At 74.1% G+C, this 23561-nt stretch carries 13 protein-coding genes; 10 read left to right on the top strand and 3 right to left on the bottom strand.

The window, feature by feature from the left end; genetic code table 11:
• Positions 1–207: 207 nt before the first annotated feature.
• The 5 genes from AB8Z75_RS14210 to moeZ all read left to right on the top strand — a co-directional run bounded on the left by AB8Z75_RS14210 (position 208) and on the right by moeZ (position 7100).
• Positions 208–2271, top strand: a complete 2064-nt coding sequence (locus tag AB8Z75_RS14210; RefSeq protein ID WP_369201871.1) for a DUF3492 domain-containing protein — start codon at positions 208–210, stop codon at positions 2269–2271.
• Positions 2268–3644: a hypothetical protein gene (locus AB8Z75_RS14205; protein WP_369201870.1), complete on the top strand. Its 1377-nt coding sequence runs from the start codon at positions 2268–2270 to the stop codon at positions 3642–3644. The genes AB8Z75_RS14210 and AB8Z75_RS14205 overlap by 4 nt, the downstream gene beginning before the upstream one ends.
• A gap of 180 nt (positions 3645–3824) precedes the next feature.
• Positions 3825–5042, top strand: coding sequence for an NAD-dependent epimerase/dehydratase family protein (locus AB8Z75_RS14200; protein ID WP_369201869.1), 1218 nt, complete (start codon positions 3825–3827; stop codon positions 5040–5042).
• Positions 5030–5836, top strand: a complete 807-nt coding sequence (locus tag AB8Z75_RS14195) for a spherulation-specific family 4 protein (RefSeq protein WP_369201868.1) — start codon at positions 5030–5032, stop codon at positions 5834–5836. Before AB8Z75_RS14200 ends, AB8Z75_RS14195 begins: the two co-directional genes overlap by 13 nt.
• A gap of 85 nt (positions 5837–5921) precedes the next feature.
• Positions 5922–7100 carry an adenylyltransferase/sulfurtransferase MoeZ gene (moeZ, locus tag AB8Z75_RS14190; RefSeq protein WP_369201867.1) on the top strand — a complete coding sequence of 393 codons (1179 nt, stop codon included), beginning with the start codon at positions 5922–5924 and terminating at the stop codon, positions 7098–7100.
• Between the two features lie 158 nt (positions 7101–7258).
• Here the strand turns inward: moeZ and AB8Z75_RS14185 are convergent, their stop codons facing one another.
• Together AB8Z75_RS14185 and AB8Z75_RS14180 are read right to left on the bottom strand one after the other, a co-directional pair.
• Entirely contained in the window at positions 7259–8950 is a 1692-nt protein-coding gene (locus tag AB8Z75_RS14185) for an alpha/beta hydrolase (protein WP_369201866.1), read from the bottom strand.
• 297 nt (positions 8951–9247) lie between these two features.
• Entirely contained in the window at positions 9248–12256 is a 3009-nt protein-coding gene (locus AB8Z75_RS14180; RefSeq protein ID WP_369201865.1) for a flippase-like domain-containing protein, read from the bottom strand.
• 152 nt (positions 12257–12408) lie between these two features.
• Here AB8Z75_RS14180 and AB8Z75_RS14175 point away from each other — a divergent pair, with 152 nt between their 5' ends.
• The 5 genes from AB8Z75_RS14175 (at position 12409) to nudC (ending at position 23078) form a co-directional block, all read left to right on the top strand.
• Positions 12409–12840 (top strand): MGMT family protein, encoded by a 432-nt coding sequence (locus AB8Z75_RS14175; RefSeq protein ID WP_369201864.1) that lies wholly within the window; start codon positions 12409–12411, stop codon positions 12838–12840.
• Positions 12841–13091: 251 nt separating this feature from the next.
• Positions 13092–16667 carry an ATP-dependent helicase gene (locus AB8Z75_RS14170; protein WP_369201863.1) on the top strand — a complete coding sequence of 1192 codons (3576 nt, stop codon included), beginning with the start codon at positions 13092–13094 and terminating at the stop codon, positions 16665–16667.
• A 125-nt stretch (positions 16668–16792) separates the two neighbouring features.
• Complete coding sequence (locus tag AB8Z75_RS14165; protein ID WP_369201862.1) at positions 16793–20464, top strand: UvrD-helicase domain-containing protein; 3672 nt, start codon at positions 16793–16795, stop codon at positions 20462–20464.
• Between the two features lie 28 nt (positions 20465–20492).
• Complete coding sequence (locus tag AB8Z75_RS14160; RefSeq protein ID WP_369201861.1) at positions 20493–21902, top strand: M20/M25/M40 family metallo-hydrolase; 1410 nt, start codon at positions 20493–20495, stop codon at positions 21900–21902.
• A 264-nt stretch (positions 21903–22166) separates the two neighbouring features.
• Positions 22167–23078: an NAD(+) diphosphatase gene (gene nudC, locus AB8Z75_RS14155; RefSeq protein WP_369201872.1), complete on the top strand. Its 912-nt coding sequence runs from the start codon at positions 22167–22169 to the stop codon at positions 23076–23078.
• Between the two features lie 141 nt (positions 23079–23219).
• Here nudC and AB8Z75_RS14150 read toward each other — a convergent pair whose 3' ends face one another.
• The gene (locus AB8Z75_RS14150) at positions 23220–23462 is read right to left on the bottom strand and encodes a mycoredoxin (RefSeq protein WP_369201860.1); all 243 of its coding nucleotides are present in this window, start codon (positions 23460–23462) and stop codon (positions 23220–23222) included.
• Positions 23463–23561 lie beyond the last annotated feature (99 nt).

Genomic DNA, 23561 nt, shown 5'->3' with positions numbered 1-23561 from the left:
CCTGTGGGGGGCGGCTCCTGTGGGGGGCGGCTCCTGTAGTGCGGGGAAACGCGTGACGCGCGGGAAAGTCACGGGTCTTCACCCCTTCCGGTGGTGTGACGGACAACCGTCCATCGCGCGACGGGGGCGCGCATAGCGTCGTCCGCGTCCCGCCACCGAGCCGTTCGCGGCCGGTGGCACGCCGCGAAGAGGGTTGGGGGTGCGCACATGCGCATCGCACTGCTTACGGAAGGTGGTTACCCCTATCTGCGGGGTGAGTCCGCGCTGTGGTGCGACCGCCTGCTGCGCGGCCTGGACGGCCACGAGTTCGCCGTTCACGCCCTCAGCCGCAGCGCACGTCAGGAGCGGGCCGGCTGGTGGGAGCTGCCTGCGAACGTGACGCGGGTGCGCACGGCGCCGCTGTGGGGCCCGGGAGGGCCGGCCGGCGCGACCGTGCGCGGGCGCGGACACGGTTTCCACGGACGGCGCGAGAGGCGTCGCTTCCGTGAGTACTTCTCCTTGCTCGCCGAGGCCGTCTGCACCGCGCAGTACGGGGTGCGGGGCGGCGCGCTCCGGGGCACCGCGCCCGCCGCCGGCTCCGCCTCGGGGTCCGCCGCCGGGGCGCCGGTCGCGACGTCGCAGGCGGACCGTTTCGCCGCAGGCCTGTACGGGCTCGCCGAACTGGCGGCCGAACGCGAGGGGCTGAGCGCCGCCCTCCGCTCCGAACAGGCGGTACGCATCCTGCAGGCCGCCTGCCGCGCGCCGGGCGCGCCGCGCGCCGCGCACGGCGCGCAGGTCGAGGATCTCCTCGCGGTCACGGAGCGGCTGGAGCGCGCGCTGCGTCCGCTCTCGCTGGACTGGTACGGACTGCGGGGCGGGGAAGCGGGCCTGTCGGCGTCCGACCTGTGTCACGCGGTCGGCGCCGGGCCCGCCGCACTGCCCGGGCTCCTGGCCCACCGCGTCAGCGGGGTCCCCTTGCTCATCACGGAGTACGGCGTGCGGCTGCGCGCGCACTACCTGGCGAGCGCCGCGGGTGCGACGGGAGCCGTCGCACGCGGGGTGGCGGGCGCCCCGGTGCGCGCCCTGCTCGGCTCCTTCCAACGGCTGCTGACCCAGGAGGCCTACGCCCGGGCCCACGTGATCACCCCGGGCAACGCGCACGACCGGATGTGGCAGGAGCGGTGCGGCGCGGACCGCGCCCGGCTGCGTACCGTCTATCCGGGCATGGACCCGGCGCCGTTCGACGCCGTGGGGGAGCGGACCGCCGACCTGCCGCCGCGCGGCGGGTGCCGCCCGGGCGGTGCGCCGACGCTGGTATGGGCAGGGCGGATCGGCCCCGCCAAGGACGTGAGTACCCTGCTGCACGCCTTCGCGCAGGTGCGGGAGGCGCTGCCGGCGGCGCGGCTGCGGATCGTGGAGACCGGTGGCGCCGACGGCCGGCCGGGGCAGGCGACGGTGAGCGGCGACGGAGACGACGCCTACCTGCCGCTGTGCCGGGCACTGGCCGCACGGCTGTTCCCCGCGGATGCCGACGGCGTCTCTCCCGTCGCCTTCGACGCGGTGGGCAGCCGCGCCGTGCCCACCCTCGCCGACGCCTACGCCGCAGGGGACGTCGTGGTGCTCTCCAGCGCGGTGGAGGGTTTCCCCGTCTCGCTGGTGGAGGCCATGTTCTGCGGGCGGGCGACCGTCTCCACCGAGGTCGGCGCGGTCCGCGAGGTCATCGGCGGCACCGGCCTGGTCGTCCCGCCGCGCGACCCGCGCGCGCTCGCCGAGGCGTGCGCGGCGCTGCTGGGCGACCGGGCGCGCGCCGCACGCCTGGGCGCCGCCGCGCGTGCGCGGGCGCTCGAACTGTTCACCGTGCGGCAGAACGTGGAGACTTTCCGCGGCCTCTACCTGGAGATGCTGGCCCGTCGCCCGGCCGGTGCGCACGCACCCGATCGGACAGCCGCGCCGGACGATGACGTCGCCCACCAGGCGTCTTTGTTCGCGCGCCCCGCCGAGTCCCACGTGCCCGGCCGCTGGGCGGGCACGCCCCGGCGCGGCGCCGGTACCGCCCCTGCGAGCCCGGAAGGACGCCGCCTGGCGGGCACGGCCGGCCGCGCCGGCCGCCGCACGAACACCACTCGCGTCCCGACAGGCGGCGTCGCGCACACCCCGAGCTGGGCGGGACAGGACCGCCCGGTGGACGGGGCCCCCGCACGGAACGCGCCACCGCGGCGTGCGGCACCGGAGCGCGCGGCACCGGAGCGCGCCGCCGTCGGCGCCGAACCGGAGGAGGCGACGACCCCGTGAACACCCACCGCGCTTCCGTCGGCCCCGTCCCCGGCTCCGCCGACCCCGTCCGTGTGCTGCTGAGCCGGCACAGCACGCTGTGCGAACGGGCAGTCGATCCGTTGGAGATCGCCGCCGGGCTGGAGGCCAACGGCGTCACGGACCGTACGGTCGCCTCGTGCCGGCATCGTGACGTCTTCTCCCTCGCGGAGGAGCTGTACGCCCGCGCCCCCCGGCGGGAGGACGACGCACCGGCCCGCACGCCCGCCCTCCGCTCCACGTCCGCTCCCGGTCCCGACGCCGGCACGGACCTGAGCGCCGGCCTCGGCGCCGACCTGGGTGCCGGTCCCGACCTGGGCCTCGGCGCCGACCTGGGCACCGGCACCGGCACCGTTCCCGGCTCCGCGCACCCGGACGCCAAGGCGGAGTCCACCCGGCCCGCCCGCGGCCCGGCGGCGGCGCGGCTGCTCGCCGGGGCCGCCGCGCTCGGTCTTCCCCTGCTGCCCGGTCTCCTGTGCGCGGGCACCCTGGCCTGGCTCGTCCTGCTGGACGGCGCACCGCCCCCGGTGCGCGCCGCCGTCTGCGCCGTGGGCGCGGGCGCGGTGCTGGGCAGCGGCGTCGCGGCCGTACGCGCCGCCGCGGCCACACCCCGCGCGGCCGGTACGAGGCCGCGGCCGTTCCCCGTGCTGCCGTTCCTGTGCGTCTGCTGGCTGATCGGATACGCGCTCTACGGCGACTGGCTGCTGCGGCAACTGCTCGGCGGCGGGCCCGAGTTTCCCGGCAGCGCCCCGGCGCCGCCCCGGCCCGGCGTCCCCCTGAGCCTCGTGCTGGCCCTCGCCCCCGCACTGTGGTGCGCGCGCGGGTTCGCCCGGGGGGCCCGGCGCAAGCTCGCCGGGTGTCGCAGCCTGGAGGAGTTCTCCGCCCGCGTGCGGCCCCTGCTGGCGCTGGCGGTGCTCGCGTTCGCGGTGAGTCTCCCCGCGCTCCAGTGGGGGGCGCACACGGTGGCCGACGGCTTCTTCGCCGGGCCCGAGGCAGCCGACGTGCCTGCCGGGCCCACCACCGCGGCCACCGCCGCTCTGGCGCTGCTGCTGTTCGCCGCCCTGTTGCTGGGCGCGCACGGCTTTTCGCAGGCCGCCCGCGCCGGGCTCGTGACCGCATGCGGGCTGGAGGCCGCCGTCCTGCTGTCCGTCCAGGTCGCACGACTGCCCTGGTTGCAGGCGCTGGGCCGGCCGGCGGAGGCACTGGCGGCACACCAGGGCACCGCGGCCGTTCCGTTGGCGGCCTGCGGCTGCGCCGCCCTCGTCCTGCTGGCGTACGCGTTCGTCGCCCTGTCCCGCGCCTCCGCACACCACCGGGAGGCCTCCGCACACCACCGGGAGGCGGCGCCCGCGTGAGCAGCGCGCCGTCCTCCCGCCCCCGTACCGGCACGGGCTTACGAGCCCCCTGCCTGACATCGACAAGGAGCACAACCCCATGACCCACGCGCAGTCGGCACACCGAGGCACCGCAGGGCGGCCGGCCCACACAGCCGTGCGACCGCTTCAGGACCGCCTCCCGCACGAGGAGGTCACACGATGAGGGTGCTGCTGCTGGGCGCCAGCGGATACCTGGGCCGGTTCGTCGCCGACCGGCTGCTCGCGGACCCCGCCGTGCAGCTCACCGCGCTCGGCAGGGGGGACGACGCGGACGTGCGGTTCGACCTGTCCACCGGCAGCCCCGGGGCGCTCACCCGCTTCCTGGACGCGGTGCACCCGGGTGTCGTCATCAACTGCGCCGGTAGCACCAGGGGCAACGGGCGGGAGCTGATCCGGCACAACGTCGTGGCCACCGCCGCCGTGTGCGAGGCGCTGCGCCGCAGCGGCTGCGGCGCGCGTCTCGTGCACGTGGGGTGCGCCGCCGAGTACGGACCTTCCCAGTCCGGTTCCTCCACCGGAGAGGACGCGGTGCCGCGCCCCGGGGGCCCCTACGGTGTCAGCAAACTGGCCGGCACGGAACTGGTCCTCGCCTCCGGCCTGGACGCCGTCGTGCTGCGGGTCTTCTCGCCCATCGGGCCCGGCACCCCCGCGGGGTCGCCCCTCGGGCGCATCGCCGAGGCGATGCGGCGCGCGATGCAGCAGGGAGACAGCGAACTGAAACTGGGCGGGCTGGGGGTGCAGCGCGACTTCGTCGACGTACGGGATGTCGCGCGCGCCGTGCACGCCGCCTCGCTGTCGGCGGCCCAGGGCATCGTCAACATCGGCACCGGCCGAGCCGTGCGACTGCGGGACGCCGCCTCGCTGCTGGCCCGCGTCGCCGGATACGCGGGGGCCGTGCACGAGCAGAGCGGCGGACCGGCACCCGCCGACGGGCCTCCGGGGGCCGTGGCGGGCGCACACGGCACCGGGCCCGGCGGCCACGGAGGCCCTGGCGGACATGCGGGCCCCGGCGGACCGGCGGGTCCTGGGGGGCCCGCGGGCCCGGGCGCGCAGGTGCCGGTGATCCCCGCCCAGGCCCACGCCGCCCACGCCCTCCAGGGGGCCCACCACGCGGCCCACGCGCAGCACGGCGCACACCCGCACCACCCGGTGCAGCACCCCGCGGCCTCGCAGCACGGCCCGCACGCGACGCATCCCGCGCAGCCGGCCCCCGCGGCCCCGCCCGGCCCGCCTGCTGCGTATCCGTACCCGGACGGGTGCGGCGCCTGGCAGCAGGCGGACGTCCGCACGGCCAGGGACCGGCTCGGCTGGCGACCGCGCATCGGGATGGAGGAGTCGTTGGCCGACATCTGGATGGAGGCCGCATGCCGTATCTGACGACACCCCCGGGGCGGGCCCGCCGGGCGGGCGACGGCAGCGGGGTGCGTCGGCTCGGCCTGGGTGTTCCCGGCTGCGCCCACCCCATGCTGGCGCCCGCGGAGTGGGCGGAGCTCTCCCGGCCCGGGGTCGGCGCCTTCCCCGGGCCGGACAGGGAAGCGGGGCCGCTCCACTGGGTGGTGCTGGACATCGCCGACGGACCCGGTGCGCGCCCCGACCCGTACTGCGCGCCCGCGGCGGTCGCGTTGCGTTCTGCCGGTGTCGCACTCCTGGGCCGTCTCGACATGCGGGACGGTACGCGGACATTCGGCGAGCTGGTCTCCGAGGCGCACCGGTTCCTGGACTGGTACCGGGTGGACGGCTTCCACCTGGTGCACGCCCCCGGCGGCGCGGACCGGCTGGGGCACGTCCAGCGGTTGGCGGCGACCCTGCGCGCGCTCCTGGGCGGTGAGCACGAGGGCGGGCATCTCGTCCTGGCGCCCGGCGGGCCCTCGCACCCTGCCTACCTGGAGTGCGTCGACCAACTCGTCACCTATGCCGGGAACTGGGCGGACTACCGCTGGTCACAGGCCGAGGAGTGGACGGCGGCACACCCCGCCGAGCGCTTCTGCCACCTGGTGCACTCGCTGCCGCGTCTGCACCTGGAGGAGGCGTTGCGCATCGCACGCTGGCAGGGTGCGGGCACCGTCTGCTTCACGGACCGCACCCGCCGCGCGGGCCAGGACCCGTGGGAGACGCTGCCCGGGTACTGGGACGAGATCGTCTCGTGTCTTGGACCTGGTGTCTCGGAATGAGATAGCGCGTGGCAGTGTTACGAGAGGAACGGCCCGCCTCCGGGCGGGTGACTTCCCGCACGTCCCACCGACCATCGGAGTCTCCGTGTCACTGCCACCCCTGGTCGAGCCAGCTGATGAGCTCACCGTCGACGAGGTCCGCAGGTACTCACGTCACCTGATCATCCCGGATGTCGGGATGGAGGGTCAGAAACGGCTCAAGAACGCGAAGGTGCTGTGTGTCGGCGCGGGGGGTCTCGGCTCGCCCACCCTGATGTATCTCGCCGCCGCCGGTGTCGGGACGCTCGGCATCATCGAGTTCGACGAGGTCGACGAGTCGAACCTCCAGCGCCAGGTCATCCACAGCCAGGCGGACATCGGTCGCTCGAAGGCGGAGTCCGCGAAGGACACGGTGCTGGGGATCAACCCCTACACCCAGGTCAATCTCCACGAGGAGCGGCTCGACTCCTCCAACGTGATGGACATCTTCGCGCCGTACGACCTGATCGTGGACGGCACGGACAACTTCGCCACCCGCTACCTGGTCAACGACGCCTGCGTACTGCTGAACAAGCCGTACGTGTGGGGTTCGATCTACCGCTTCGACGGCCAGGCGAGCGTCTTCTGGAGCGAGCACGGCCCCTGCTACCGCTGCCTGTACCCCGAGCCCCCGCCGCCCGGCATGGTGCCGAGCTGCGCGGAGGGCGGCGTGCTGGGCGTCCTGTGCGCCTCGATCGGCTCGATCCAGGTCAACGAGGCCATCAAGCTGCTGGCCGGCATCGGTGAGCCGCTGGTCGGCCGCCTGATGATCTACGACGCGCTGGAGATGACCTACCGCCAGGTCAAGGTCCGCAAGGACCCCGACTGCGCGATCTGCGGCCCCAACGCGACGGTCACCGAGCTGATCGACTACGAGGCGTTCTGCGGCGTCGTCTCCGACGAGGCGCAGGAGGCCGCCGCCGGCTCCACCATCACTCCCAAGCAGCTCAAGGAGTGGATGGACGACGGTGAGCAGCTCGACGTCATCGACGTGCGCGAGCAGAACGAGTACGAGATCGTCTCGATCCCCGGCGCCCGGCTGATCCCCAAGAACGAGTTCCTGATGGGCAACGCGCTCCAGGACCTCCCGCAGGACAAGAAGATCGTCCTGCACTGCAAGACGGGTGTCCGCTCCGCCGAGGTGCTGGCGGTCCTGAAGAACGCCGGGTTCGCCGACGCCGTGCACGTGGGCGGCGGTGTGATCGGCTGGGTCAACCAGATCGAGCCCGAGAAGCCGGTCTACTGAGCTGATCCGCTCGGTCGCGCGGCGTTGCCCGGGTGGCGGCTGTCCGGGCGCTTTCCGTCCGTGCCTTCTGCCCGTGCCTTCTCTCCGTGTCTTCTGTCCGCGCAAGGGCGGTGCTCCCCTGATCACGGGGGCACCGCCCGTCGGCGTCGGCGCGGCCGTCACCGGCAGTGCGTGCCGTCCTCGGGGACCTTCCCGCGCAGCAGGTAGCCGTCGACCGCGCGCCGCACGCACGTGTTGTCACTGTCGTAGGCGCCGTGGCCCTCGCCCCGGTAGGTGACCTCCACCCCGACGCCCTCGCCCAGTTCCTCCTTCATGGCGCGTGTGCCCCCATAGGGGGTCGCGGGGTCACCGGTCGTGCCCACGAGCAGGATCGGATCGGAGCCCGATGCCCCCACCGGCGGGGAGGCCCACTGCCCCTCGACCGGCCAGTCGTGGCAGGAGGAGAGCCCCCACGCCGACATCGGCCCGAAGACGGGCGACGCCTCGGTGAAGTCGGGAAGCTCGGACTTGATCTCCCGCACGCCGTAACGCTGCCGGCTGTCGGCGCAGCTGATGGCTGTCAGGGAGGACTGGAGCGTGCTGTAGGTGCCGTCCTGGTTGCGCCCGTTGAGCGCGTCCGCCAGCAGCAGCAGAGTGCTGCCGTCGCCGTCCACCAGCGCCTCCTCCAGCCCCCGTGAGAGGAGTTGCCAGGTGTCCTTGGCGTACAGCGCCTGGGCGATCCCGCCCTCGGCCAGGGACTCGGTCAGCTTGCGGCCGCTGTCGGTGGGCATCGGCTCGGCGTCGAGCCCGGCCAGCAGATCGGTGATCCGTTGCCTTCCCTCGTCGGGGTCCTCGCCCACCGGGCAGTCCTCGCCGCGTGCCGCGCAGGCCTTGAGGAAGTTGTCGAGAGCCAGCTGGAAGCCGCTGGACTGGCTGAGCGAGCCGGCGACCGGAGTGGACCGGGGGTCGACGACGGCGTCGAAGACGGCGCGCCCGACGTTGCGCGGGTACAGATGCGCGTAGACACCACCCAGTTCGGTGCCGTAGGAGATGCCGAAGTAGTGCAGCTTCTCGTCGCCGAGCACCTGGCGCATCACGTCCATGTCGCGGGCGGTGTTCTCGGTCGTCAGGTGCGGAAGGAGCGTCCCGGCCCGCCGTTCGCAGCCGTCGGCGAAGTTCTCCTGGCGGGCGAAGAGGCGCTTCTCCTCCGTGTCGGTGTCCGGCGTCCAGTCGGCGGCGAAGTAGCCGTCCAGTTTCTGGTTGCTCAGGCACTTCACCCCCTCGCTGCGGCCCACCCCGCGAGGGTCGAAGCTCACCAGGTCGTAGCGGCCCCGCAGCTTCTCGTAGTCCCGGGCGAAGGCGGGCAGTGTGGCCACCCCGGAGCCGCCGGGCCCGCCGAAGTTGAACAGCAGCGAGCCGATGCGTTTTCCGCCGCCCTTGCGTTCGGCGGCCCGGATCATCTCGATGCCGATCGTCCTGCCCTTGGGCTCGTCGTAGTCGAGCGGAACCTTCAGCTCGGCGCACTCCCAGCGCGTCCCGCCCGGCAGCGGGGAAGGGGAGCCGGCGTCCGTGCCCTGTGCGGCGTTCGGCTCGGAACAGCGCGACCAGGTCAGCTTCTGCCGGGTGACGGAGTCGGGCAGCGCCGGGGAGGGAGGCCCGGTGGCGTGGCCGGAAGGCCGGGTGGAGGAGGCGGAGGGGGAGTCCGGGGCGCTGCCCGACGCGGAGGAGCTGCGGACGCCGGGGCGGGCCGCCTGTTTCCCGGTGCCGTCCGCGTCGTCGCTGCCGCTGCCGCAGCCGCTCGCGACGGCCGCGGCTGCTATGAGCGCCGCCACGAGGGCGGCACCGGGCCGCAGGGAGCGGGTATGGCGCATGGGACGTCCTCCCGTGCAGAGGGTGGGACGTTCATCGTGCGTACGGCGGGGCGGGCCAGGCGCGCTGTGTGGAGCGTTAGGGTGTACGGCCTTCCCGCGCTCCCTTGCCACCGCCCTCGTGTGCTGCAGCGTTCGGTTCGCTACAGCGCTCCCTGCCGCAGCGTTCCGTTGTTGCAGCGCTCCCTTGCTGCTGCCGCTCCCGTGACAGTGCTCCCCTGCCGCAGCGTTCGGTTTGCTACAGCGCCCCCTTGCTGCTGCACTGCCGTAATAGCGCTCCCTTGGCGCGGCCCTCCGTTGTTACAGCGCTCCCTTGCGGGTCAGCTGGGTGAAGGACAGCCAGCCGGGCAGTACCGGCAGCCAGAGCGTCATCAGCCGGAACAGCAGAACAGCCGGGGTCGCCACCTCCTTGGGCACCCCGAAGGCGATGAGCGCGGCGATCAGCGCGGCCTCGACGGCGCCGAGACCGCCCGGCGTGGGGGCGGCGGAGCCGAGCGCGTTCGCCGTCAGGAAGACGACGGCCAGGTTGGCGTAGCTCGTCTCGTGGCCGAAGGCGCGCACGCACGCGTCCAGGCACATCACGAACGCCAGGGTCAGCAGCAGCATCCCCAGCACGCCCGTGAGCAGTTTCTGCGGTCGCTGCACCACGTCCAGCATCCGCGGCACCACCCCCGCGAACAGCGAGCGCACGCGGTTGGAGACGAACCTGCGCAGCGCCGGGACCGCCGTGACGATCAGCACCAGCACGGCAGCCGTCAGCAGGCCCGCGATGACCGCCCGGGACGGCGAGAGGGTGGGCGTGTGCTCGGTGCCGGTGATGTAGCCGAACAGCAGCAGGAGGGTGATGTGGCTGCCGAGCCCGAAGAGCTGGGAGGCGCCGACACTCGCCACCGCGTGCCCGGGACGCACCCCCGCGCGCTGGAGGAAGCGCGCGTTGAGGGCGACGCCGCCGACCGCCGCAGGGGCGACGAGCTTCACGAAGGAGCCGGCGATCTGCGCCTGCACCGTCCGCCACCACGACACCTTCTCCGGGACGAAACCCAGCAGGGACATCGCGGCGCACACGTAGGTGAGCGCGGAGAAGGCCACGGCGCCGCCGACCCACGCCCAGTTGGCGTCCAGCACCACGTCCACCGGCACCTGCGAGAGCTGGGTGAGCAGGAAATAGGCGGCCAGGGTGCCGGCGATGAAGCTGACCAGGGTGCGCGGTCTGATCCGCTCCAGCCGGGCGGGCTCTATGGGAGCCTGTGGCCTGATGCGCAGCACCTGATGGCGGATCTGCGCCAGCAGATCCTCCTCGCGTGCCTCTTCCAGCGCCTCGTCTATGGCCTTCTTCTCGGCGTTCTTCTCCGCCCGCAGCGACTTGCGGTGCGCGCGGCCTCCGGCCGCCTCGGCCTCGTGTGCGGCCTCGCCGCGGGCTCCGGCCTCCCTCGCCTTGGCCTCCTTGTTGGCGCGGGAGGCCTCGATGACCGCCTCGCGCTCCCGCTCGGCGCGCTCCTTGGCGAGGTGGCGCAGGGTGGTGCGGGTGCTGCGGCTGAGCGCGATGGGCTGGAGCAGCGGGAGGCTGTCGGCGATGGCGTCGGGACCGAGCACGTCCACGGCCGCCGCCACCGCGCGTTCGGCCCCGACGCGCAGCCCGAGCGTCGTCAGCAGCTGGGCGACGTCCATGCGCAGGATCAGGTCGCCCGCGGCGATCTCGCCGCCGCGCAGGTCCGTCAGGTAGACGGCGCCGGAACGATCCACCAGCAGGGCGTCCCCGACCAGCCTGCGGTGGGCGATCCGCCGGGACTGCAACGCCTCGACCTGCTGCCAGGCCGTGCGCATCAGCTCGTCGCTGATCTCCTCGTCGGCCAGCGCGTCCAGGCTGCGTCCTGGCAGGTGTTCGTAGACGAGCATCACGGCGTCGGGACCGAGCTCGGAGGTGGCGATCAACCGGGGCGCGTTGGCACCGGCGGAGATCGCCGCGTAGGCCAGCAGCGCCTCCTGCTCCAGCGCCTGGCGCAGCGATTGCAGACTGCGGCGCTGCGTGATCCCGCGCAGGGCCAGCCTGCGCCAGACGCGGTAGAAGAACCCGTGTGCCTGCTGCTCGCGGTCGACCACGGTCACATCGAGCGGTGCCCCGTCCTCCAGGGTCACCCGGTAACGGCGTCCCCGGTCGTTGTGGTCCCGCTTGTCGGCGTCGCCCGCCTCCTCCACGCGCAGCGCGCCGACGGGCTTGAAACCCACCCTGCGCAGCCCCGCCAGCAGCGTCTGCCCCGTCGGCCGGACGTTCGGGGTGCCGACCGCGTACAGCGTCCCGTAGGCGATCGACCATCCGATGAGGATCGTCACGGCGATGGAGAAGGCGGTGGTGTACCCGGGCACCAGGACGGCGAACGCGTTCAGCAGCAGGACGCCCCACAGCACCACCCGCCAGCGGGGGCGGCGCGCCATGCCGACCGCCGTCATGTAGGCGATGACCGGAGCGAGGTAGCTGTGCACCGGTGTGGTGGCGTCCTGCGGGGTGATGGCCTTGGTCAGCGCGTCCCTGATCGAGTCCGGCGCCGCCTGTGCCACCCACAGGTCCACGGCCAGTGAGGCGCCGTGGGCGAGTACGGCGGCCAGGACACCGTCGGCGATGCGCAGCCCGTCCCGTTTGATCAGCCTCTCGATCGCGAACGCGACGGGCACGAGCAGGACGGCGATGCTGGAGGCCAGTCCGGTCAGGCTGATGAGCAAGTCGGGCGCTTCCGCGGTGCCCTTGTCGATATCCTGTTCGAGTCCTGCGGTGGTGCCGTGTGCGAAGTTGGCGATGGTGAGGACCAGCGCGATGCCCAGCAGCCCCAGCACCATCCGCAACAGGTCGGAGGGGCGGTGCACCCGGGCGGAGAGCAGCGGCTCGTCGCTCTCGATCTCGATACGGTCCCCCTTGGCCACTGCCTCCAGCTTCTCGCCGGGCGCCAGCGGCTCGGTCTTCCCTGCCCGCTCCGCCTCCTCGGACTTCTCCCCGCCCTCGGCCCTGCGCGCGTCCTCGGTCTTCTCCGTGTCCCCGGTCTTCTCCGCGTCCTCGGACTTTTCCGTCTCCCCGGCCTGCTCGTCCTCCCGGCTTCTCTTCCCGCCCTGTCCGGCCTTCCCGTCCGCTCCGCTCTCCTCGCCGGAGTCGGCCTTCGGGCCCGGTGCCGTCTCCTCGCCGGGTTCCGGCTTGCTCTCCTGGTTGCCGAGGGACCCGCCGTCCCCGTGGGCAGCACTGTCCGCGGCGGGTGCGCCCCCTGACGGGGGGCCGTCACCGTGCCGCTGTCCGGATTCCGTCTCGTCCTGGTCCCGTATCACTCGTCACCGCCCGGAAGATGGTGGCACGAGGGAAGACTCACCGGGAGCACGAGGGTGCATTCCGGGGTCCCCGGGGACGAATCGGCGGGCCGCGCGTGCCGGCTGTGGGCGACGTGGCACGGCTGTCGGTGGCATGAGGCAGCATGGCCCGTATGCCTGGAAAACCCGGAGGCGGGCGACCGTCCCCCGGCCTGACCGCACCGCCCGGGGCCGAACCGTCCGTGCCGCCCGACGCGGACGGGGCCGCCCTGCCCGAGCTGCCCGATTACGCGGAGCGCGTACTGGACGTGGCCGACCTGATCCCCGCCGGCCGCGTGCTGACCTACGGGGACATCGCCGAGTGGCTCGAGGAGGGCGGCCCGCGTCAGGTGGGCCGGGTCATGGCGCTGTACGGCGGCGCGGTGTGCTGGTGGCGCGTGGTGCGCGCCGACGGCGTGCCGCTTCCCGGCAAGGAGCGCGAGGCGCTCGCGCACTACCACGCGGAGGGCACTCCGCTGCGGGCCGCCTCCGCCGCCTCCGGCACCCCGGGGCACGTCCCGCGCATCGACATGCGCCGGGCCCGCTGGGACGGGGAGCGCGGATGATCCCGCGCTGCGGCTGCTCACAGTGTCCAGCTTCCGTCATGCGTCCCGGCCCCATGCACCCCGGAGTCCGTACGGAGTACCGCGGCCGTACGGAGTACCGCGGCCGTACGGAGTACCGCGGCCGTACGGAGTACCGCGGTCGTACGGAGCACCGCGGCCGTACGGGGTACAGGAGCGATGCGCTGCGGCACATGTGCCCGCTGGCGTAGCGTCTGTACCACCCCGCACAGACCTCCCCCTAGGCGATCCACGTGAGTCCCTCCCTTACTGCCGAGGCGCATCAGCGGTCCCGCGGGCCCGGCGCGTACCGGCTGGTGCGCACCCCGGCGGGACCTGTCGATCTCCCTGCCTCTGACGCGGCACAACGCGCCGTGGTTGACCACAGGGGCGGCCCGCTTCTCGTCCTCGCCGGCCCCGGGACCGGCAAGACCACCACGCTGGTCGAAGCGGTCGCCCGCAGGGTGTGCGAGGGCGCCGACCCCGAACGCGTCCTGGTGCTCACCTTCAGCCGCAAGGCCGCCGTCGAGCTGCGCGACCGGATGACGGCCCGGCTGGCCGAAGCGGCGGACGGCGCGGCTTCGACCGCGCCGCAGGCCACCACCTTCCACTCCTACTGCTACGCGCTCCTCCGTGCCCACCAGGACGCGGACCTGTTCGCCGAACCGCTGCGCCTGCTGACGGGCCCTGAGCAGGACCTGCACATCCGGGAGCTCCTGGAGGGCCAGCTCGCGCTGGAGAGCAGGGGCCGGGCGACGGTGCGCTGGCCCGATGAGCTGCGCGCCTGCCTGACCACCCGCGGTTTCGCCGACGAGGTGCGGGCCGTGCTGGCCCGCAGCCGGGAGCTGGGCCTCGGCCCGGCCGCGCTGGACACCTTCGCGCGGCGGGCCGGCCGCCCCGACTGGCGGGCCGCGGCCGGCTTCTTCGCCGAGTACCTGGACGTGCTCGACGCGCAGGGCGTCCTCGACTACGCGGAGCTGGTGCACCGGGCCGCGCTGCTCACCGAGCGCGGCGAGGTCGCCTCCTGGCTCGACGGCGCCTACGACGCGATCTACGTCGACGAGTACCAGGACACCGACCCCGCCCAGGTGCGGCTGCTGCGCGCGCTGGCGGGCGGCGGGGCCCGCACGCTGGTGGCGTTCGGCGATCCCGACCAGTCCATCTACGCGTTCCGCGGTGCGGACGTGAACGGCATCCTGGACTTCCCCGACGTCTTCCGGCAGCCCTCCGGCGCCCCCGCACCGGTCCGGGTGCTGCGCACGGCGCACCGCTTCGCGCCCCCGCTGCCGGCCGCGACCCGCCGGCTGACCGAGCGCATGCCGCTGACCCGGCTGCCCGCCGACGCGGTCCGCGCCCACCGCGCCCTGGCTCCGACCCCGACACCGACCCCGACACCGACCCCGGCTTCCGTCCCCGGCGTCCCGTCCCCCCGTGCCACGGGCCTGCGGGCCGGCGCCGAGGAGGGGCGGATGCTCCCTGAACAGGCGGGAGCGCCGCCGTCCGCTGCCGGCCGGGTCGAGGTGTTCACCTACCCGACGGCCGGCGCCGAGCTGGAGCACATCGCCGACCTGCTGCGCCGTGCGCACCTGGAGGAGGGCGTGCCCTGGGGCGAGATGGCCGTGCTGGTGCGTGCGGGCGGACGCTCGCTGCCCGTGGTGCGGCGCGCCCTGGTCTCCGCCGGGGTGCCCGTCGACGTGGACGGCGACGACGTGCCGCTGCGCCACGAACCGGCCATCACCCCGCTCCTGACAGCGCTGCGGGTCGCGGCCGAGGGAGCGCTGGCAGAGCGCACCGTGCTCCAGACTGACACCGCACTGACCCTGCTGACCTCTCCGCTGGGCGGGATGGACGCGTCCGACCTGCGCCGTCTGGGCCGGGCACTGCGCGAGGAGGAGCGCGCGGCGGGCGCCAGGGTGCCCCGCCCCTCGGACGTGCTGCTGGCCGAGGCGCTCGCCGAGCCCGAACGGCTGGTCGCCCACACGCCGCAGTCCCTGACGGCCTCGGCGGCGCCTCAGGGCCGCTCCGTGGAGGGCGCGCACAGCCTGGGGCTGCTGCTGCGCAAGACCCGCGAGCTCCTCGCCGGAGGCGGCACGGCCGAGGAGGCGCTGTGGACGCTGTGGATGGGGACCAGCTGGCCCGACCGGCTGGAGCGGGCGGCGCGCCGCGGCGGCGCCGGAGGCCGCAACGCGGACCGCGATCTGGACGCCGTCTGCACCCTGTTCGCGGTGGCGGCCCGCGCGGAGGAGCGCGGCGGTGGCCGGGGCGCCCTCAACTTCCTCGCGGAGCTGGAGGCCCAGGACATCGCCGCCGACACCCTCGTCCAGCGCGCGGTACGCCCCGACGCCGTACGGCTGCTGACGGCGCACCGGGCCAAGGGCCAAGAGTGGCCGCTGGTGGTCGTCGCCGGAGTGCAGGAGGGGCTGTGGCCGGATCTGCGGCGGCGCGGTTCCCTCCTGGAGGCCGACCGTATCGGCCGCGACGGTCTCGCCGAGCCGCTCTCGGCGGGGGCGCTGCTGGCCGAGGAGCGCAGGCTCTTCTACGTCGCGGCCACCCGCGCCTCGCGGCGCCTGGTGGTGACGGCCGTCCGCGCCCAGGCGGAGGACGGCGACCAGCCCTCGCGGTTCCTCGCGGAGCTGGGGGTCGAGCCCCGGCAGGTCGCGAGCCGCCCGCGCCGCCCCCTGTCGGTGCCCGCGCTGGTCGCGGAGCTGCGCGCCACCACCGTCGACCCGCGGGCCTCGCCCGCGCTGCGGGACGCGGCGGCGCGCAGGCTGGCCCGGCTCGCGGGGGAGCGCGACGAGGAGGGCTATCCGCTGGTCCCGGCGGCGCATCCGCAGCGCTGGTGGGGGCTGGCCGAGCCGACCCGCTCCGACGTACCGCTGCGCGCTCGAGACCAGCCGGTGGCGCTGTCCGGCAGCGCGCTGGAGCAGCTGGCGCGCACCTGTTCGCTGCAGTGGTTCCTCACACGTGAGGTGAAGGCCGACGAGCCGGCGACGGCCGCTCAGGGTTTCGGCAATGTGGTGCACGTCCTGGCGGACGAGGTCGCCTCGGGCAGCAGTCCCGCGGATCTGTCCGTGCTGATGGAGCGGCTGGACGCGGTGTGGGACGGGCTCGCCTTCGAGGCGCCGTGGAAGTCGCGGCAGGAGAAGGAGAGCGCGCGTGCCGCGCTGGAGCGGTTCCTGCGCTGGCACGTCATGGAGCGCGGAGAGGGCCGCGAGCCCGCTGGAAGCGAACACGGTTTCGAGGTGACGTTGCGGGCGGGCGAGCACGCCGTCCGCATCCGGGGCAGCATGGACCGCGTCGAGCGGGACGCCCAGGGCCGCGCCTACGTCGTCGATTTCAAGACAGGCCGCGCCCGCCCCACAGGCCCCGAGGTCGAGCGCCACCCCCAGCTCGCCGTGTACCAGCTCGCCGTACGGGAAGGTGCGGCGGACGCGCTGTTCGACGGACGGCGCCCCGAACCCGGCGGGGCCGAACTGGTGCATCTGCGCATCGGAGCCGCCAAGCGGGACGGCGGCGACACCCTGCCCGTGGTGCAGCGACAGGAGCCGGAAAGCGGCCCCCGCGGCGCCCCGGTCCCCGACGGCGCCTCGGTCCCCGACGGCGCTCCTGGGGGCTCCGGCCCTGACGCCCCACAGGGCGGCCCCGGTGGCCCCGGTGACTCCGGTGGCTCCGATGGCTCCGGCGGCGACTGGGTGGGGGATCTGCTGGCCACGGCAGCCGCCCGGGTGCTGGACGAACGCTTCACCCCGACCCCGGGACAGCACTGCGCCCACTGCGCGTTCCGCTCCGCGTGTTCGGCCCGCCCGGAGGGCCGCCAGATCGTGGAATGACCCGGCCGGTGGTGCACCGGCCGGGTCAGTGGGGCGGCCCGCCGGCGGGGGCGGCGGACCAGCCGGGGCGCGGCCATGACCCCGCCCCGGCTCGGCTGTCAGCCGCGCCCGCTAGCGTCTGAGGAGTGCCCGCACCACTCACCGACCCCGGACAGCTCGCCGAGCTGCTGGGCATCCCGTTCACCCCGGAGCAGACGGCCTGCATCACCGCGCCGCCCGCCCCGCAGGTCATCGTCGCCGGTGCGGGTTCGGGCAAGACGACCGTCATGGCCGCCCGCGTCGTCTGGCTGGTGGGCACAGGGCAGGTCGCCCCCGACCGCGTTCTCGGCCTGACGTTCACCAACAAGGCGGCCGGTGAGCTGGCCGACCGCGTCCGCAAGGCCCTGCACAGGGCGGGCGTCACCGATCCCGACCCGGCCGTCCCCGGCAGCGCGGAGGCCGGAGAGCCGCAGATCTCCACGTACCACGCCTTCGCCGGGCGGCTGCTGAGCGAGCACGGGCTGCGCCTGGGCATCGAGCCGTCCGTGCGGCTGCTGGCCGACGCCACCCGCTTCCAGCTCGCGGCCGGGGTGCTGCGCGCCGCCGAGGGCCCCTACGAGGCGCTCACCAAATCCGTCCCCGCCCTCGTCGAGGACGTGCTGGCGCTCGACGCCGAACTGAGCGAACACCTGGTCACCCCCGAGCAGGCCCGCGTCCACGACGCGGAACTCCTCGCCTCGCTCGAGGGCGCCCGGCTGACCAACGACAAACTCCGCAAGGTCCCCCAGGCCACCCGCGCCCGCGAGGAGCTGCTTGACCTGGTGGAGACCTACCGCGCCCGCAAGCGGGAACGCGAGCGCATCGACTTCGGCGACCAGATCGCCCTCGCCGCCCGCCTCGCCGGGCTGCCGGACGTCGGGCGGGCGCTGCGCGAGCAGTATTCCGTCGTCCTGCTGGACGAGTACCAGGACACCTCCGTCGCGCAGCGCGTCATGCTGGCGGGACTGTTCGGGCAGGGCACCGGGCACCCGGTCACCGCCGTCGGCGACCCCTGCCAGGCCATCTACGGCTGGCGCGGAGCCTCCGTCGCCAACCTGGACGACTTCCCCCGCCACTTCCCGCGCGCCGACGGCACCCCGGCCCGCCGTCAGTCGCTGAGCGAGAACCGCCGCAGCGGCGGCCGGCTGCTCACCCTGGCCAACGGCCTGGCCGCGCCGCTGCGGGAGCGGCACGAAGGGGTCGAGGCGCTGCGCCCCGCCCCCGACGCGGCCCGGGCGGGCCGGGTGCGGGCCGCGCTGCTGGACACCCAGGCCCAGGAGATCGACTGGCTTGCCGACTCCCTGGCCCACCTGGTGCGCACCGGCACCCCGCCGGGCGAGATCGCCGTGCTGTGCCGCGGCGCGGGCGACTTCGCCCAGATCCAGGGTGCGCTGACCGAGCGGGAGCTCCCCGTCGAGGTGGTGGGCCTGTCCGGGCTGCTGCACCTGCCGGAGATCGCCGACCTGGTGGCCGTCTGCGAGGTCCTCCAGGACCCCACCTCCAACGCGGCCCTCGTCCGGCTGCTGACCGGCCCGCGCTGGCGCATAGGCCCCCGCGACCTGGCGCTGCTCGGCCGCCGTGCCGCGCTGCTGGTCGCCCACCAGCGCGGCGGCTCCGGCGCCGACCCCGACGAGCGGCTCGCCGCCGCCGTGGAGGGCGCCGACCCTGCCGAGGTGCGCTCACTGGCCGACGCCCTCGACACCTTCCTGGAGAGCGAGGGACACGACGACGAGCTGCCCTTCTCCGCCGAGGCCCGGGTGCGCTTCGCCAGGCTGGCGGCCGAACTGCGCGAGCTGCGCCGCTCCCTGGCCGACCCGCTCATGGACGTCCTCCACCGGGTGCTGGCCGCCACAGGGCTCGAAGTGGAGCTGGCCGCCTCCCCGCAGGCGATCGCCGCGCGGCGGCGCGAGACCCTCGGCCAGTTCCTCGACATCGCCGCCGGTTTCGCCTCCCTGGACGGCGAAGCCACCCTCCTGGCCTTTCTGGCGTTCCTGCGCACCGCCGTGCAGCACGAGAAGGGCCTCGACAGCTCCCTGCCGGGCGGCGAGAACACCGTCAAGGTGCTGACCGCCCACAAGTCCAAGGGCCTGGAGTGGGACGTGGTGGCCGTACCGGGACTGGTCGCCAAGCAGTTTCCCAGCGAGCAGGCGCGCGAGACCTGGCTCACCCAGCCCAAGGTGCTGCCTTATGCGCTGCGCGGCGACGCGGCCACCCTGCCGTCGGCCCCCGAATGGAACGCCAAGGGCCTCAAGGGGCACGAGAACGCGCTGCGTGCCCACCAGGCCACCGAGGAGCTCCGTCTCGGCTACGTCACCTTCACCCGTCCCCGCAGCCTGCTGCTCGGTTCAGGACACTGGTGGGGTCCGGCCCAGAAACGCCCCCGCGGCCCCTCCGCTTTCCTGGAGGCCCTGCGTGCCCACTGTGAGACCGACCCCGCGCACGGTGAGGTCGAACACTGGGCGGACCCGCCGGAGGAGGACGCGGTCAACCCCGCTCTGGAGGAGTCCGACGAGGAACGTGCCTGGCCTCTGCCGCTGGACCCGACCGCCCTGGCCCACCGCCGGGCGGCTGCCGACGCGGTCCTGTCCTACCTCCATGGCGCACCTGCCGTCGGGGCCGTGACGGACGCCCGGAGGGAGGGCGAAACGGAAGCCGGGGCGGAACGACCCGGCGATGAGAGGGAGCCCGAAAAAGCGGCCGGACCGGGCGACCAGGGGGCGGCCGGGCACGGGACCGAAGGGGGCGTAGAAAACGGGTCCGGAGGGGCGGCCGGGCGCGGGACCGGAGGAGAGCGCGGATGTGAGCCCGGACGTGAGCCCGCAGCCATGGACGGCGTGACCGGCGACAGCGGCGCTGCCGGCCTCACCCCGGAAGAGGCCCGCCTGGCCGCGGCATGGGACCGCGACCTGGAAGCCCTCACAGGCGAACTGCGCCGCTCCCGGGCAGCGGTACGGGACGTACCGCTGCCGCGCACACTGAGCGCCACCCAGCTGCTGCGCGTAGCCGCCGACCCGGAGGGATTCGCACGGGAGCTCGCCCGCCCCATGCCACGCCCGCCGCGGCCCGCCGCGGCCCGCCGCGGCACCCGGTTCCACGCCTGGGTGGAGTCCCGCTTCGAGGAGCTGACGTTGCCCATGCTCGGCCCCGACGAGCTGCCCGGCGCGGACGGCGAGGGCCCGGATGGCGGCGAGCCCCCGGCCATCGCGGACGAACGGGACCTGGCCGCGCTAAAGGAAGCCTTCGAACGCTCCCCCTACGCCCACCGCACCCCCTACCGCGTCGAGGCACCGTTCCAGCTGCTGCTTGCCGGGCGCGTCATCCGCGGCCGTATCGACGCCGTCTACCGCGACCAGGCGGCCGACGGCGGTGTGATGTTCGACATCGTCGACTGGAAGACCGGGCGCGGTCAGGACGCCGACCCTCTCCAGCTGGCCGTCTACCGGCTGGCGTGGGCCGAGCAGCACAGTGTCCCGCTGTCCTCGGTCAGCGCGGGCTTCTTGTACGTACGCAGTGGTGAACTGGTCCGTCCGAAGCGGCTGCCCGGCCGGGCGGGTCTGGAAAGGCTGCTGACCGGCGGCACCGTCGGAGAGGGCGAGGCGGAAGCCTTCCGCCAGGGCGAGGGCGAATCAGTCGGGCACGGCGAGGCGCAATCCTTCCGCCGAAACCACCAGGCGCCACCCGGACCCCACACGGGCTCACCGGGCGAGGCCGGCTCTGTCGGACAGGGCGGCAGCGACACCGCCGAGCCGGGCGCCGGCCACCGTTCGGCTGACGAGTAATCCCCCGATGACCGTTAGGCTCGATGGCATGAGCACCACCCCGGCTCCTCCGGACAACGCCGTCCGGGCCTTCATCGACGACCAGCGTTCCGCCTTCCTCGCCGACCTGTCGGCATGGCTGCGCATCCCCTCCGTCTCCGCCGACCCGGGGCGTGCGGACGATGTGCGGCACAGTGCCGACTGGCTCGCCGCCGCGCTGCGCGCCACCGGCTTCCCCGTCGCGGAGGTCTGGGAGACCGACGGGGCGCCCGCCGTCTTCGCCGAGTGGCCCGCCGCCGACCCGGCCGGCCCCACGGTGCTGGTCTACGGCCACCACGACGTGCAGCCCGCCGCCGTCGCCGACGGCTGGCACAGCGAACCGTTCGAGCCCCAGGAGCGGCAGGGGCGTCTCTACGGGCGCGGCGCCGCCGATGACAAGGGGCAGGTGCTCTTCCACACCCTGGGCGTCCGCGCCCACCTGGCCGCCACAGGACGCACCGCACCGGCGGTCGGCCTCAAAGTGCTGATCGAGGGGGAGGAGGAGTCCGGCTCCCCGCACTTCCCCGCCCTGCTGCGCGACCACGCCGCACGCCTGGCCTGCGACGCCGTCGTCGTCTCCGACACCGGCATGTGGGACGAGAACACCCCCACCGTCTGCACCGGAATGCGCGGCCTCACCGACTGCCACATCGACCTGCGCGGCCCCGACCAGGACATCCACTCCGGCTCTTTCGGCGGTGCCGTCCCCAACCCGGCCCTCGAAGCGGCCCGCCTCGCGGCAGCACTGCACGACGAGGACCGCAGGGTGACACTGCCCGGGTTCTACGACGGCGTCATCCCTCTCACCGACGAGGAGCGCACCCTCTTCGCCGAACTGCCCTTCGACGAGGACGCCTGGGTCCGCACCGCCCACTCCCACGCGACACTGGGCGAGCACGGCTACAGCACCCTGGAGAGGGTCTGGGCCCGCCCCACCGCCGAAGTCAACGGCATCAGTGGCGGCTACCAGGGCCCCGGCGGCAAGACCATCGTGCCCGCCCACGCACAGCTGAAGCTCTCCTTCCGCACCGTCGCCGGACAGGACGAGGGCAAGATCCAGCAGACGCTGCGCGAGTGGGTCGCCGACCGGGTGCCCGCCGGCATCGAGCACGAGATCACCTTCTTCGGCGCCACCCGCCCCTGCCTCACTCCGCTCGACCACCCCGCGCTGCGCTCCCTCACCCGCGCCATGAGCCGCGCTTTCGGACAGCGGGTCCGCTTCACCAGGGAGGGCGGTTCGGGACCGGCGGCCGACCTCCAGGACGCCCTCGGAGTTCCGGTGCTCTTCCTCGGAATCTCCGTCCCCTCGGACGGCTGGCACGCGCCCAACGAGAAGGTCGAAATCGATCTCCTGTTCAAGGGCGCGGAGACGGCCGCCTACCTGTGGGACGACCTCGCGGCACGCTGGAGCGCGGGCTGAGACCGGGCCGGCCGCCCCTACCGAGAACCCACTGGGCGCCCCGTGCGGGCACGCCCGGCCGCCTCACCACACCCACCGACCGCCCCCTGACCCGCCGCCGGGCAGGGAGGCGCCGACACCTGGGGGAGTAGGAAACACACCGTGACCACCTCGACCTCGATCGACCGCCCGGACCGCCCCGAACGCTCTACCGGTGATGCCACCGGCAGCCCCGCGGGCCACGCCACCGGCTCCGCACCGGCCGCCCCCGAAGCGGAACAGCCGATCAGCCTCACCGCCACCGGCGGCATCGACCGTGCCTCCCACCACCGCCTGGACGAGGCCTGGCTCGCAGCGGCCTGGAGCCACCCCACCACCCGCGTCTTCGTGGTCTCCGGCGGTCAGGCCCTGATCGAGGACAAGGAGGACGGCACCACGGAACTCGTCACGATGCCCTCCTTCGACGCGCCCTTCACCGAGGCCCACCGCTACTTCCTGGGCACGGACGAGGAGGGGGTGCGCTACTTCGCGCTCCAGAAGGACACCCTGCCGGGGCGCATGGACGACATCGCGCGGCCCGCCGGGCTCCGCGAGGCGGGCGTGCTGCTCTCCGACCGCGACAGCGCACTGATGACCCACGCCATCGGCCTGGAGAACTGGCAGCGCACGCACCGCTTCTGCTCACGCTGCGGCGAGCGCACCGCCATCGCCGCCGCCGGTCACGTCCGCCGCTGCTCCGCCTGCGGTGCCGAACACTATCCGCGCACGGACCCGGCAGTGATCATGCTCGTCACCGACGAACAGGACCGCGCTCTGCTGGGCCGCCAGGTCCACTGGCCGGAAGGCAGGTTCTCCACCCTGGCGGGCTTCGTCGAACCGGGAGAGGCCCTCGAAGCCGCCGTACGCCGCGAGGTGGCCGAGGAGGCAGGCGTGGCCGTCGGCCCCGTCGCCTACGTCGGAAGCCAGCCCTGGCCCTTCCCCTCCAGCCTGATGCTCGGCTTCATGGCACGTGCCACCAGCCCCGACATCCAGGTGGACGGCGAAGAGATCGAAGAGGCCCGCTGGTTCTCCCGCGACGACCTGCGGGCCGCCATCGAGTCCGGCGAGGTGCTTCCCCCCTCGGGCATCTCGATCGCGGCCCGCCTGGTCGAACGCTGGTACGGCCGCCCCCTGCCGCAGCCCCGCCACCACGGCTGAACACGACGGTCCCAGCTCCGCCACCGCACCTGAACACGACGGCCCCCAGCCCCACTCGTGCGGTGAAAACACGAAGGCCCCGCCGGGCGGCATCGGTCCAGACCGGACCGGCCGCCCCACGGGGCCGCGAAGAGGGGACTTTCAGGCCCCCATCTTCTCCTTCACCTGCGCCAGGGACGGGTTGGTCAGCGTCGAACCGTCAGGGAAGAGCACGGTCGGAACGGTCTGGTTGCCGCCGTTCGCCTTCTCCACGAAGGCCGCCGACTCCGGGTCCTGCTCGATGTTGACCTCCGTGTACGCGATCCCCTCGCGCTGCATCTGGCCCTTCAGCCTGCGGCAGTAGCCGCACCAGGTGGTGCTGTACATCGTCACAGTGCCCGCCATCGTCCAGTGCTCCTTCGTCTCGTTCGGTGCCTTGGGTGAACGCGCGAGGGCACCTGGCCATTCCCCTGGACCCCATTCATACGACTAACACCCCCAGCC

The organism is Streptomyces sp. PU-14G, from assembly GCF_041028275.1.
Lineage (GTDB): Bacteria > Actinomycetota > Actinomycetes > Streptomycetales > Streptomycetaceae > Streptomyces.
Note: the sequence above shows the minus strand (reverse complement) of the source record. Positions and strands in the feature narration are given on the sequence as shown.

Excerpts from the sequence above, each read along its gene's own strand:
- AB8Z75_RS14160 (WP_369201861.1), top strand. The coding sequence starts at position 20,493 with ATGAGCACCACCCCGGCTCCTCCGGACAACGCCGTCCGGGCCTTCATC.
- AB8Z75_RS14185 (WP_369201866.1), bottom strand. The coding sequence starts at position 8,950 with ATGCGCCATACCCGCTCCCTGCGGCCCGGTGCCGCCCTCGTGGCGGCG.
- AB8Z75_RS14175 (WP_369201864.1), top strand. The coding sequence starts at position 12,409 with ATGCCTGGAAAACCCGGAGGCGGGCGACCGTCCCCCGGCCTGACCGCA.
- AB8Z75_RS14150 (WP_369201860.1), bottom strand. The coding sequence starts at position 23,462 with ATGGCGGGCACTGTGACGATGTACAGCACCACCTGGTGCGGCTACTGC.
- AB8Z75_RS14195 (WP_369201868.1), top strand. The coding sequence starts at position 5,030 with ATGCCGTATCTGACGACACCCCCGGGGCGGGCCCGCCGGGCGGGCGAC.
- AB8Z75_RS14200 (WP_369201869.1), top strand. The coding sequence starts at position 3,825 with ATGAGGGTGCTGCTGCTGGGCGCCAGCGGATACCTGGGCCGGTTCGTC.
- AB8Z75_RS14210 (WP_369201871.1), top strand. The coding sequence starts at position 208 with ATGCGCATCGCACTGCTTACGGAAGGTGGTTACCCCTATCTGCGGGGT.